The sequence below is a fragment of the Pseudogracilibacillus sp. SE30717A genome, assembly GCF_037071985.1.
Lineage (GTDB): Bacteria > Bacillota > Bacilli > Bacillales > Amphibacillaceae > Pseudogracilibacillus.
The window spans coordinates 19,438-33,441 of sequence record NZ_JAXHDF010000018.1; the positions used below are offsets into that span (position 1 = coordinate 19,438).

Below are 14,004 nucleotides of genomic sequence, written 5' to 3' on the forward strand. Positions count from 1 at the left end.
CAATGGTTGATTGAAGCCCAAGGACAGTCGACTCCTGTGGGAAAAGCACGAGTCTGAAGACCCCGCAGGAAGCGGATTTTGCTTCCGAGGAGGCTGAAGCCGTGCCCACGGTAAAGGAGACACAGTGAAAGCGAACTGCCCGTAGGCGGAAATCAACGGTGCAGTTACAAGGTTTACAAATTTTTACTACAGCACAGTTTACGTTTATTAAAATTTTCTATATTTTCTAGTAAGCAGAGGTCGCTAATTTTATTCATCTGTATCAAATGAATAAAAAAGCTAGGCAGTTAATCGCCTAGCTTTTTACTCTTTTATTTATAATTAAGCTTCGATGTTAGATACAACACCTGAACCTACTGTACGTCCACCTTCACGGATAGAGAAACGAGTTCCTTCTTCAATCGCGATTGGTGAAATAAGTTCAACTGTCATTTCAATGTTATCTCCAGGCATTACCATTTCAACGCCTTCTGGTAATTGAATAACTCCAGTTACGTCAGTTGTACGGAAGTAGAACTGCGGACGGTAGTTAGCGAAAAATGGAGTATGACGTCCACCTTCTTCTTTTGATAAAACATATACTTCAGATTTAAACTTAGTATGTGGTGTGATTGTTCCAGGCTTTGCTAAAACTTGACCACGGCTGATGTCTTCACGACTTACACCACGTAGTAATGCACCGATGTTGTCTCCAGCTTCAGCATAGTCAAGAAGCTTACGGAACATTTCTACTCCTGTTACAGTTGTTTTTGTCGGCTCTTCTGTTAATCCGATAATTTCAACTTCGTCTCCAACGTTTACTTGACCACGCTCAACACGTCCAGTTGCAACTGTTCCACGTCCAGTGATTGAGAATACGTCCTCAACTGGCATCATGAATGGCTTATCAGTGTCACGCTCCGGCTGTGGAATATACTCATCAACAGCTGCCATCAATTCAACGATTTTTTGCTCATACTCTTCAACACCTTCAAGTGCTTTAAGAGCTGAACCAGCGATTACTGGAATATCGTCTCCAGGGAAGTCATATTCAGAAAGAAGTTCACGAACTTCCATTTCAACTAATTCTAATAGTTCTTCGTCGTCTACCATGTCAACTTTGTTTAAGAAAACAACGAATGCAGGTACACCAACGTTACGTGATAATAGAATATGCTCACGAGTTTGTGGCATTGGGCCATCTGCAGAAGATACTACTAGAATAGCTCCATCCATTTGTGCTGCACCAGTGATCATGTTTTTAACATAGTCTGCGTGTCCTGGGCAGTCAACGTGTGCATAGTGACGGTTATCTGTTTCATACTCTACGTGAGAAGTAGCGATTGTAATTCCACGCTCTTTCTCCTCAGGTGCACCATCAATTTGGTCATAAGCCATAGCACCTTCTGTACCTTGCACTTTATGCATAACAGTTGTGATAGCTGCAGTTAATGTAGTTTTACCATGGTCAACGTGTCCTAAAGTTCCAATGTTAACGTGTGGTTTTGAACGGTCAAATTTTTCTTTTGCCATTTTATAATTCCTCCTTAAATGTATATAAATATATTCTTAACTAAGAGAGATATTTTTTTCTTAGTTGATCATAGATTAGTACTGAAGTAATTATTCTCCAGCATTTTTCTTAATAATTTCTTCTGCAATGTTTTTAGGTACTTCTTCGTAATGGTCAAAGAACATTGTATACGTTCCACGACCTTGTGTATTAGAACGAAGTGCAGTTGCATAACCAAACATTTCAGCGAGTGGAACGAAAGCTTTTACGAGTTGTGCATTTCCACGAGTGTCCATTCCTTCTACTCGGCCACGGCGTGACGTTACATCTCCCATAATATCTCCCATATACTCTTCTGGAATGACGATTTCAACCTTCATCATAGGTTCTAATAAAACAGGTTGACATTTGTTTTTAGCAGCTTTTAATGCCATCGAAGCAGCGATCTTAAACGCCATCTCGTTCGAGTCAACATCGTGATAGCTACCATCGAATAAAGATGCTTTAACGTCGATTAACGGATATCCTGCAAGAACACCATTTTCCATTGCTTCTCTAATACCCTGTTCAACAGATGGGATGTATTCTCTTGGAACAACACCACCAACAATTTTGTTGTGGAATTCAAATCCTGCGCCTTCTTCGCTAGGTTCAATTTTAACCCAAACATGTCCGTATTGTCCACGTCCACCTGATTGACGGATAAATTTCCCTTCCACTTCTGCTGCTGCACGGAATGTTTCACGGTAAGCAACTTGTGGCGCACCAACATTTGCTTCTACCTTGAATTCACGTTTTAGACGGTCAACGATGACGTCCAAGTGTAATTCTCCCATTCCGGAAATAATCGTTTGCCCAGTTTCTGGATTAGATTCCGTTGTAAATGTCGGGTCTTCCTCAGCTAACTTTCCTAAAGCAATACCCATTTTATCTTGGTCTGCTTTCGTTTTAGGCTCGATTGCAACTGAAATAACTGGCTCAGGGAACTCCATTGACTCTAAAATTACAGGGTGTTTTTCATCACAAAGTGTATCACCGGTACTTGTATCTTTCAAGCCAACAGCTGCTGCAATTTCACCACAATGAATTTCTGAGATCTCTTCACGTGAGTTTGCATGCATCTGCAAGATACGCCCAATACGTTCCTTCTTGTTTTTCACAGAGTTTAAAACGTATGAACCTGAATTAAGTGTTCCTGAGTATACACGGAAGAATGTTAATTTACCTACAAATGGGTCTGTCATAACTTTAAATGCTAATGCAGAGAATGGCTCTTTATCATCAGCTGGGCGAGTTGTTTCTTCTTCTGTTCCCGGCACAATACCTTCAATTGCTGCAATGTCCGTTGGAGCTGGTAAGTAATCGATAACTCCATCAAGAATTAACTGTACACCCTTGTTTTTAAATGCAGATCCACAAAATACAGGATAAAATTCAACTGCTAATGTAGCTTGACGAATTGCATTTTTAAGCTCTTCGTTCGATACATCTTCTCCCTCGAGATATTTCATCATTATCTCTTCGTCGAAATCTGCAACAGCTTCAATTAATCCGCCACGAAGTGTTTCTGCTTTCTCTTTATATTCATCCGGAATATCTCTTGCTTCCTCAGTAGTACCAAGATCGTCTAAATAGAAATGAGCTTTCATTTCAATAAGATCAATTATTCCATCGAATTCGTCCTCTGCACCAATCGGGAATTGAACTGGGTGGGCATTTGCCCCTAAACGGTCTTTTAATGTATTCGTTGCATACAAAAAGTCTGCGCCAATTTTATCCATCTTGTTAATGAAGACAATTCTTGGAACACCGTATGTTGTCGCTTGACGCCATACTGTTTCGGTTTGCGGTTCAACACCAGACTGCGCATCAAGAACCGTAATCGCACCATCTAGTACACGTAATGATCTTTCAACTTCAACAGTGAAATCTACGTGTCCTGGAGTATCAATGATATTGATACGATGGCCTTTCCATTGAGCAGTTGTAGCAGCTGAAGTAATTGTAATACCTCTTTCTTGCTCCTGCTCCATCCAGTCCATCTGAGATGCACCTTCATGTGTTTCTCCTAGTTTATGAATACGTCCTGTATAGAAAAGAATACGCTCAGTTGTTGTCGTTTTACCTGCATCAATATGAGCCATAACACCAATATTACGCGTCTTTTCCAAGGAGAACTCTCTTGCCATGTATTCTTCTCCTTCCTTTAAAAAAACTTTTGTTTTTTAATTACCAACGATAATGAGCAAATGCTTTGTTTGCTTCTGCCATTTTGTGTAATTCTTCTCGTTTTCTAACAGATGCTCCTGTGTTGTTTGAAGCATCGATAATTTCGTAAGCAAGTCTTTCCTCCATTGTTTTTTCCCCACGTAAGCGTGAATAGTTTACAATGTAACGAAGACCTAATGCCTGGCGACGCTCTGGACGAACTTCCATAGGTACTTGGTAGTTTGAACCACCTACTCGGCGGGCTCTCACCTCTAGAACCGGCATTACATTTTTCATTGCCGCTTCAAATACGTCCATGGCATTTTGACCACTTTTTTCTTGTACTAATTCAAATGCATTATATAGAATTTTTTGTGCTTTCCCTCTTTTTCCATCAATCATAATTTGATTGATTAAACGAGTTACAAGCTTAGAATTATATATTGGATCTGGTAAGACATCTCTTTTTGCTACTGGTCCTTTTCGTGGCATATGTCTTCCTCCTTTCTGTATTCATACTAATAAATTTATTATTTCTTAGGTTTTTTTGCACCGTATTTAGAACGACCTTGCATACGTCCTTCTACCCCTGCAGTATCAAGTGCTCCACGCACGATATGATAACGTACCCCTGGTAAGTCCTTTACACGTCCACCACGTAATAGTACAACACTGTGCTCTTGTAGGTTGTGACCAATTCCTGGGATGTATGCAGTTACTTCCATGTTGTTTGACAAACGAACACGCGCATATTTACGTAATGCAGAGTTTGGTTTCTTCGGTGTTAATGTACCAACACGAGTACAAACCCCACGCTTTTGAGGTGAGTCAACGTTTGTAAATCTCTTTTTGAAACTATTATAACCTCTATTTAGTGCTGGAGAATCAGACTTTTTTGGTTTGCTAACGCGTCCTTTACGGATTAGTTGGTTAATTGTAGGCATTATATGTCCTCCTTCCTTTTCTTTAAAATGATGATCAAAATTATTTACTGAATATGTAAAGCGCTTATCTTAGCCCACATATCCAGGTGGTTCATTTTACAGTATAGGAAGCCAATTGTAAAACATTCACTATGCATGCTTTACTGCAACAGTTGATGCATCTACATCAATTTTACAAGCTTTCCCTAACTTTTCCTTTGAATCGACCATCGTAAATGGAATTTGCAATTTCTTAGCCTCTTCTAGCACATCATCCGTAATGTGCTGATCGGCGTCTTCTGCAATAAACACTTCACAAACTTCACCATTATTCATGGCTTTCAGCGTTTGCTTCGTTCCGATAATTATCCGTGATTGAAGCTGTGTCAGTTTTTCATAAGACATCAGATTTTCCTCCATTACAACAGTTAATTTCCGGAAACACCTCGAATATCTTATCATCTAATTCATTCAATGTCAACAATTTACATTAAATAAACTTTTAAATTATCTCCTGCGACAATTTAGCCGCAGGAGATAGATGGTTAATTTGTCGTAATTTCTACTTCTTCAGAGGATGTTTCTGGTTCAACTAATTCGGATTCAATTTTACGGTATCGCTGCATTCCTGTACCCGCCGGAATTAACTTCCCGATAATTACGTTTTCTTTTAGACCTAATAATGCGTCCGTTTTACCTTTGATTGCAGCATCTGTTAGTACTCTCGTTGTTTCCTGGAAGGAAGCTGCAGATAAGAACGAATCTGTTTCTAGAGAGGCTTTCGTAATACCTAGCAATACTGGCTCTCCAACAGCCGGCTCTTTGCCTTCAAGAAGAACTTTGTTGTTCTCTTCTTTAAACTGGTGCAGCTCTATGAGTGATCCAGGTAGAACATTAGTATCTCCCGATTCTAAAATACGAACTTTTCTTAACATCTGACGAACCATTACTTCAATATGTTTATCGCCGATCTCTACCCCTTGCATACGGTAAACTCGTTGAACTTCTTGAAGTAAGTAAGCCTGGACTCCTTCTACACCTTGAACTCTGAGTAATTCTTTCGGATCAATTGACCCTTCCGTTAGCTCTTGACCTGCAATAACTTCATCGCCTACTGCAACTTTTAAGCGCGCATTGTAAGGTACTGGATAAGCAACACTTTCAACATCGCTTTCTACAACAACTTCACGCTTATCCTTCGATTCCTTAATTTCTTTAATAACTCCTGCAAATTCACTAATCGTTGCCTGCCCTTTCGGATTACGGGCTTCAAACAATTCTTGAATTCTTGGTAAACCTTGCGTAATATCGTCTCCAGCAACTCCTCCAGTGTGGAATGTACGCATCGTTAATTGTGTACCAGGCTCACCGATCGATTGTGCCGCAATAATTCCTACTGCTTCACCTACTTCAACATCTGCTCCTGTCGCGAGGTTTCGACCATAACATTTGTTACATACTCCATGCTTTGTATGGCACGTAAATACAGAACGGATATTAACTTCAGTTATACCTGCTTCAATAATTTGTTTCGCTTGATCTTCTGAAATAATTTCATCATTATTCACAATTACTTCTCCAGTTTCAGGATTTGAAACTGTTTCAAATGCTGTTCTTCCAATCAGACGATCAATTAATGGCTCAATTACTTCAGAACCAATGGATAATTCAGATACAATTAATCCACGATCCGTACCACAGTCTGCTTCTCGAACAATGACATCTTGAGCAACATCTACTAGTCTTCGTGTTAAATAACCTGAGTCAGCCGTTTTAAGGGCCGTATCTGCAAGTCCTTTTCTCGCTCCGTGTGTCGAGATAAAGTACTCTAGTACTGTTAATCCTTCTCGGAAACTTGACTTAATAGGAAGTTCAATAATTCTACCTGCCGGGTTCGCCATGAGTCCACGCATTCCTGCTAACTGTGTAAAGTTAGATGGGTTACCCCTTGCTCCTGAATCACTCATCATAAAAATTGGGTTTGTATTATCGAGTGAATCCATTAGTTTATCTTGAATAACGTCTTTTACGTCAGACCATATTGAAATAACACGGTTATAACGCTCTTCATCGGTAATTAATCCACGTCTGAATTGTCTTAAAACACCATCCACTTTAGTTTGTGCTTCTTCTAAAAGTTCTTGTTTTTCCTTCAGTACAACAATATCCGAGATTCCGACCGTCATTCCAGCTTTTGTAGAATAACTGAATCCTAGATCCTTCATACGGTCAAGCATCTTAGAAGTTTCACTAATTTTATATTGTTTAAAGACTTCTGCAATAATATCTCCTAATATACCCTTCTTAAACGGCGGTACTAGTTCACGTTTTTCAATTTCTTCCTTCACATCTACACCTTGACCAAGGAAGTACTTAGCAGGTGTCTCTACCTCTAAATTACTTCTTGTTGGCTCGTTAATGTAAGGGAATGTATCAGGTATAATCTGGTTAAAAATAATCTTCCCGATCGTTGTTAAGAGCAACTTTTTGTTTTGCTCATCCGTAAACGTCGGATTATTTAAGCTGCCAGCTTGAATAGCAACACGAGAGTGCAAATGAACATAGCCGTTTTGATAAGCAATAAGAGCTTCATTTGTATCTTTAAATACTTTACCCTCCCCGATAGCTCCTGCTTGCTCCATCGTCAAGTAATAGTTACCTAATACCATATCTTGCGATGGTGTAACTACAGGCTTTCCATCTTTCGGGTTTAAAATATTTTGTGCTGCAAGCATTAAGATTCTCGCCTCTGCTTGCGCTTCTGCTGATAGTGGCACGTGAACAGCCATCTGGTCACCATCAAAGTCAGCGTTATACGCTGTACAAACTAGAGGGTGTAGTCTAATCGCACGACCTTCAACCAAAGTCGGTTCAAACGCTTGAATTCCTAAACGGTGAAGAGTCGGTGCACGGTTTAGTAAAACAGGATGTTCTTTAATAACATCTTCTAATACATCCCAAACTTCTGGATGTACACGTTCAATCTTTCTTTTAGCTGATTTAATATTATGAGCAATTTTTCTTCCTACTAGTTCCTTCATAATAAATGGCTTAAATAATTCTAAAGCCATTTCTTTCGGTAGACCGCACTGATACATTTTCAAGCTCGGTCCAACGATAATAACGGAACGGCCAGAGTAATCCACTCGTTTCCCAAGTAAGTTTTGACGGAAACGACCTTGCTTCCCTTTCAGCATATGAGAAAGTGACTTCAACGGGCGGTTTCCTGGTCCAGTTACTGGACGACCTCGACGGCCATTATCGATTAATGCATCGACTGCTTCTTGTAACATTCTCTTTTCGTTTTGTACGATAATACTTGGAGCACCTAAATCTAATAGTCGCTTTAAACGATTATTTCGGTTAATAACCCGACGGTACAAATCGTTTAAGTCAGATGTCGCAAATCTTCCACCGTCTAATTGAACCATAGGTCTTATCTCAGGAGGAATAACCGGAAGTACATCTAAGATCATCCATGCCGGATCATTTCCAGAGTGACGAAATGCTTCCATGACTTCCAATCTTCTTATTGCTCTTGTTCTTCTCTGACCTTGAACTGTCTTTAACTCTTCTTTTAATTCAAGAACTTCTTTATCTATATCAATATCCTGTAATAATTTACGAACAGCTTCTGCTCCCATTTCCGCTTTAAAAGAGTTTCCATATTTCTCGTAAAAAGATCTAAATTCTCTTTCAGATAGCAACTGCTTTTTCTCTAACGGAGTGTTACCAGAATCTGTGACAACATATGCTGCAAAGTATAAAATCTCCTCCAATGCTCTTGGAGACATATCTAAAATGAGTCCCATCCGGCTTGGAATACCTTTAAAATACCATATATGGGAAACAGGTGCAGCGAGTTCAATATGTGCCATACGTTCACGACGTACTTTTGACTTCGTTACTTCAACACCACATCGGTCACAAACTACACCTTTATAACGGACACGCTTATACTTTCCACAATGACACTCCCAGTCTTTTTGTGGACCAAAAATTCGCTCACAGAATAAACCGTCTTTCTCTGGCTTTAACGTTCGGTAGTTAATTGTCTCAGGCTTTTTAACTTCACCATACGACCAGGAGCGGATTTTTTCCGAAGAAGCTAAACCAATTTTCATAAATTCAAAGTTATTTACATCTAGCAAGGGCCCTACCTCCCATTTCTTATCCGTTCTAACATTTCATATATGCAATAAAGAGTATCATAGAGGCCTGTTCTTGACCTCTATGAACTTCTTTAGTTAGTCTTGCTTAACCTCTAAATTAAGCGTATCTTCTGTGTCTGTATCATCTTCTTCTAAAGCTCTTAAATCTATTTCAGTCTCATCACTTGAGAGCATCTTTACATCCATTCCAAGACTTTGAAGCTCTTTAATCAGAACCTTAAATGATTCTGGTACACCTGGTTCAGGTACATTTCTGCCCTTCACAATGGATTCATAGGTTTTTACTCGACCTACAATGTCATCTGATTTAACCGTTAAGATTTCTTGTAACGTATAAGCAGCACCATAAGCTTCAAGTGCCCAAACTTCCATCTCACCAAAACGCTGTCCACCAAATTGTGCCTTACCACCCAATGGTTGCTGCGTTACTAATGAATATGGTCCAGTAGATCTAGCGTGTAATTTATCGTCTACCATATGAGAAAGTTTAATCATATACGAAATCCCTACCGCAACACGATTATCAAATGGCTCCCCTGTTCTTCCATCGTAAAGTATTGTCTTCGCATCAGTTGGCATTCCAGCCTCTTCTAATGTTTCCCAGACATCCTCTTCATTCGCACCGTCAAATACCGGAGAAGCTACATGAATTCCTAATTTTCTAGCAGCCATTCCTAAATGAAGCTCAAACACTTGTCCGATGTTCATTCTTGATGGAACTCCTAATGGGTTAAGCATAATATCGATTGGTGTTCCGTCTGGTAAATAAGGCATATCTTCTTCTGGTAAAAGTTTAGAAATAACACCTTTGTTTCCGTGACGACCTGCCATCTTATCTCCTTCAGAAATTTTACGCTTTTGAACGATATATACACGGATAAGCTTATTCACACCCGGTTTTAACTCATCGCCATCTTCACGATTAAAGATCTTAACATCCAAGATGATTCCACCGGCACCGTGAGGAACACGTAAGGAAGTATCTCTAACCTCTCGAGCTTTCTCACCGAAAATTGCATGTAATAATCGTTCTTCTGCAGATAACTCAGTAACCCCTTTTGGTGTTACCTTTCCAACTAGAATATCGCCATCTTTTACTTCTGCACCAACTCGAATAATACCTTCTTCATCTAAGTTTTTAAGTGCATCTTCACCTACGTTAGGAATGTCTCGAGTAATTTCCTCAGGTCCTAGCTTAGTATCTCTTGCTTCTGCTTCGTACTCTTCAATATGGATCGAAGTGAACACATCATCTTTCACAAGCTTTTCACTCATAATGATCGCATCTTCGTAGTTATAACCATCCCAAGTCATAAATGCTACTAACACATTTCGGCCAAGTGCTAATTCTCCATCTTCCATTGAAGGACCATCAGCAAGCACTTCACCTTTTGTTACACGATCGCCCTGTCTAACAATTGGACGCTGGTTATAACAAGTTCCTTGGTTAGAACGAACATACTTACGTAACCGATAACGATCGACATCCCCTGTGACCTCTTTACCGTCTACCGAAGATACACGTCTGATCACGATTTCTTTCGCTTCAACCTTTTCAACAATTCCATCATTTCGGCAAATAATTGCTGCTCCAGAATCTTTACCAGTGACATACTCCATTCCAGTTCCTACAATAGGTGCCTGAGGTTGTAATAAAGGTACAGCTTGACGTTGCATGTTCGCTCCCATTAACGCTCTGTTTGAGTCATCATTCTCAAGGAATGGGATACATGCAGTCGCTGCTGAAACAACTTGTTTTGGTGAAACATCCATGTAATCAATCTGATCTCTCGGAACAATTGTGTTTTCCCCTCGGAATCTTGCGATAACTTCATCATCAATGAAATTTCCTTCTTCATCCAAGCGGGCATTCGCCTGAGCAACAACATAGTTATCCTCTTCATCAGCTGTCAAAAAGTCAATTTCTTCCTTAACTTTGCCAAGTTCTGAATCAACTCTACGATAAGGAGTTTCAATAAAACCAAATTTGTTTACTCTAGCGTAAGTAGATAGAGAGTTAATTAACCCGATGTTCGGTCCTTCCGGTGTTTCAATTGGACACATTCTTCCATAGTGAGAATAGTGTACGTCACGCACTTCCATTCCTGCACGCTCACGCGTTAATCCACCTGGTCCAAGAGCTGAAAGTCTACGCTTATGTGTAAGTTCAGCTAATGGATTCGTCTGGTCCATAAACTGCGATAATTGAGAACTACCGAAGAACTCTTTTATAGATGCAATTACCGGACGTATATTTATTAGTTGTTGTGGTGTGATGCTGGACGTATCTTGAATAGACATTCTTTCACGTACCACACGTTCCATTCTGGATAATCCTATACGAAACTGATTCTGTAACAACTCTCCAACAGAACGTAATCGTCGATTACCAAGATGGTCAATATCATCCGTGTGCCCAACATTATATAGTAAATTAAAGAAGTAACTAATGGATGCTAAAATATCCGCTTGAGTAATATGCTTTATACTCTCTTCAACATCAGCATTTCCAACTACGTGTAATTCCCTTTCACCCTCAGGGTCAGTAGGATCAAGGATTTTAATGGATTGTACAGTTATATCTTCGTCAAGTACGCCATTATATAACGTAACTTCCTTTGTGTTTAACTTGTTTTCTTTTCCTTCTAAATAAGGAATTAATTTATTTAATAACTTACGATCTATTTTATCGCCTTTTTCACCTAAAACTTCTCCAGTTTCAGTATCAACTAGCGTTTCAGCTAAAGTTTGATTAAATAGACGGTTTTTAATACTTAATTTTTTGTTCATTTTATATCGTCCGACATGAGCAAGATCATACCTCTTCGGATCGAAAAAGCGAGATATTAATAAACTTTTAGCATTTTCGACAGTAGGTGGTTCACCTGGACGTAATCGTTCATATATTTCTAGTAAAGCTTTTTCAGTTGTTTCAACGTTATCTTTTTCTAACGTGTTTTTTAAATATTCATTTTCACCTATAAGGTCAGTAATTTCTTGATCTGTGTTCATTCCAAGTGCACGGAGTAGGACAGTGATTGGGAGTTTACGAGTTCTATCAATACGAACATAAACAACATCCCTTGCATCCGTTTCAAACTCTAACCAAGCGCCTCGGTTAGGGATAACGGTAGCAGTTAATCCACGTTTTCCGTTTTTGTCAATTTTCTCACTATAATAAACACTAGGTGAACGAACTAATTGGGATACAATGACACGCTCGGCACCATTAATAATAAATGTCCCTGTATCAGTCATCAATGGGAAATCACCCATGAAGACCTCCTGTTCTTTTACTTCTCCTGTCTGATTGTTTATAAGTCGAACTTTAACTCGAAGTGGGGCACTATAAGTAACATCTCTTTCCTTCGATTCTTCAACTGGATACTTAGAATCCCCTAAACTATAATCGACAAATTCGAGTGATAGATTTCCAGCAAAATCTTCGATCGGTGAAATATCCGCAAACATTTCTTTTAATCCTTCTTCTAAAAACCAATGGTAAGAAGCTGTTTGAATTTCGATTAAGTTTGGTAAATCTAATACTTCACTTATACGTGCATAACTTCGACGTTGGCGATAACGTCCATATTGAACTAGTTGACCTGTCAACTGCTTCACCCCTAAAATCAAACATTTTTATTTAAAAACCTGGCTATTGCCAAGTTTTAACGACAAATCCTTTGGCTGGTGGCACTTACGTTTTAAAAATTCCTTTATGGAAGCATTAAATTTCGCAAGTAGGAAAAGGCTTTTTTCCTATACCTCCAAAAATCTGTGATAACTAATACTTGTATTTTTATAAATTTTGAGTTATCATTTTTTAGAAATCAATAAAGGGTAACATTCATATAAATAGAAAAAAGGTTTTATTCTTAAAAACCTTCCCTATATATGCATGCAAACAACTAAACCTCTCTCAGATTCCTTTTAATGAGAGATGAAATGTTAATACATCTACTATTTATCCCATTATTGCCAACTTTTTTTATTGTATACTTACATTATTCAAAATAATAACTCTTGACAAAATAAATCCATTGTCGCATTGAAATATTATACCATAGTGACTTTACTGAGTCAACGAATAGACTACTTGATCGCACGAATGATATAATATCCTTTTTCCTTTTCAACTACCTCAACATTACTAAATAATGAAGATAGAAAAGTTATTGCAGAAGGAGCTCCTTGCTTTTTTTGTATAACGATCCACAACTCTCCCTTTTCCTTCAAGAAATCAAGGCTATCCTCAAAAAATGTATAAATCACTTTTTTTCCTGCTCGAATTGGCGGGTTCGTTATTATTGCTGCAAATGATTTCCTTTTAACATTCTCAAATCCATTACTCTGTTTCGCTAGTGCATTGGTTATTTTATTTTGGATTATATTTTCTTCAGCAAGTGAAACAGCACGCTCATTTATATCAACCATCAAGATATCTCGATTTTTATATTGGAAAGCTACCGAAATTCCAATTGGCCCATATCCACATCCTAAATCTAAAACATCCCCGCTAATATCTGGCGCGCGAAAACTTTCAATAAGTAGTTTCGTACCAAAATCTATTCCTTTTTTAGAAAAAACTCCTGAACTGGTCGTGAACGTGAAAGTATGATTATTTAATTTAACTTGCTTTGTTTCCGTTATGCTCTCTGATTGTGGATGTTCAGAATAATAATGATCAGATACCATATGATCCACCTGCTTTTTTTGTAGGGAAGATTTGTGAGGTATTTACATAAAAAGCTCGCCAAATACATGACGAGCTTTCACTTTTTTGCTTCCGTATCCTTCACAGGATGCTGTCGCTTTTTATCTTACTTAACTTCTACAGATGCTCCAGCTTCTTCAAGCTTAGCTTTTACTTCTTCTGCTTCTTCTTTAGAAACGCCTTCTTTAATAGCTTTAGGTGCTGAGTCAGTTAAGTCTTTAGCATCTTTCAAGCCTAGGCCAGTGATTTCACGAACCGCTTTAACAACTTTAATTTTAGACGCTCCTGCATCTGTTAATACAACATCAAATTCAGTTTGCTCTTCAGCACCGCCAGCATCTCCGGCTGCGCCACCTGCTACTGCTACAGGAGCAGCTGCTGTAACACCAAATTCTTCTTCAATAGCTTTAACTAATTCGTTTAATTCTAAAACAGACATTTCTTTAACCGCATCAATAATTTGTTCTTTTGTCATCTGTCTTTCCTCCTAAAAAT

General features: G+C 38.8%; 9 protein-coding genes. All 9 read right to left on the reverse strand.

All coding sequences use genetic code 11. The features are described 5' to 3' along the window. Positions 1–321: 321 nt before the first annotated feature. Positions 322–1,512: an elongation factor Tu gene (tuf, locus tag SPD48_RS19570; protein WP_336259831.1), complete on the reverse strand. Its 1,191-nt coding sequence runs from the start codon at positions 1,510–1,512 to the stop codon at positions 322–324. A 90-nt stretch (positions 1,513–1,602) separates the two neighbouring features. Next, positions 1,603–3,681, reverse strand: coding sequence for an elongation factor G (gene fusA, locus SPD48_RS19575; RefSeq protein ID WP_336259832.1), 2,079 nt, complete (start codon positions 3,679–3,681; stop codon positions 1,603–1,605). 40 nt (positions 3,682–3,721) lie between these two features. Beyond that, positions 3,722–4,192, reverse strand: coding sequence for a 30S ribosomal protein S7 (gene rpsG, locus SPD48_RS19580; RefSeq protein ID WP_336259833.1), 471 nt, complete (start codon positions 4,190–4,192; stop codon positions 3,722–3,724). A 38-nt stretch (positions 4,193–4,230) separates the two neighbouring features. Further along, a complete protein-coding gene (rpsL, locus tag SPD48_RS19585; protein WP_336259834.1) occupies positions 4,231–4,644 on the reverse strand; it encodes a 30S ribosomal protein S12 in 414 nt (137 codons plus the stop codon). Between the two features lie 129 nt (positions 4,645–4,773). Continuing rightward, the gene (locus SPD48_RS19590; RefSeq protein WP_336259835.1) at positions 4,774–5,028 is read right to left on the reverse strand and encodes a ribosomal L7Ae/L30e/S12e/Gadd45 family protein; all 255 of its coding nucleotides are present in this window, start codon (positions 5,026–5,028) and stop codon (positions 4,774–4,776) included. A 140-nt stretch (positions 5,029–5,168) separates the two neighbouring features. Then, a complete protein-coding gene (gene rpoC, locus SPD48_RS19595) occupies positions 5,169–8,774 on the reverse strand; it encodes a DNA-directed RNA polymerase subunit beta' (protein WP_336259836.1) in 3,606 nt (1,201 codons plus the stop codon). 96 nt (positions 8,775–8,870) lie between these two features. After that, positions 8,871–12,407, reverse strand: a complete 3,537-nt coding sequence (gene rpoB, locus SPD48_RS19600; protein ID WP_336259837.1) for a DNA-directed RNA polymerase subunit beta — start codon at positions 12,405–12,407, stop codon at positions 8,871–8,873. Between the two features lie 480 nt (positions 12,408–12,887). Further along, positions 12,888–13,490, reverse strand: a complete 603-nt coding sequence (locus SPD48_RS19605; protein WP_336259838.1) for a class I SAM-dependent methyltransferase — start codon at positions 13,488–13,490, stop codon at positions 12,888–12,890. Between the two features lie 125 nt (positions 13,491–13,615). After that, positions 13,616–13,984, reverse strand: a complete 369-nt coding sequence (rplL, locus tag SPD48_RS19610; protein ID WP_336259839.1) for a 50S ribosomal protein L7/L12 — start codon at positions 13,982–13,984, stop codon at positions 13,616–13,618. Positions 13,985–14,004: the final 20 nt, after the last annotated feature.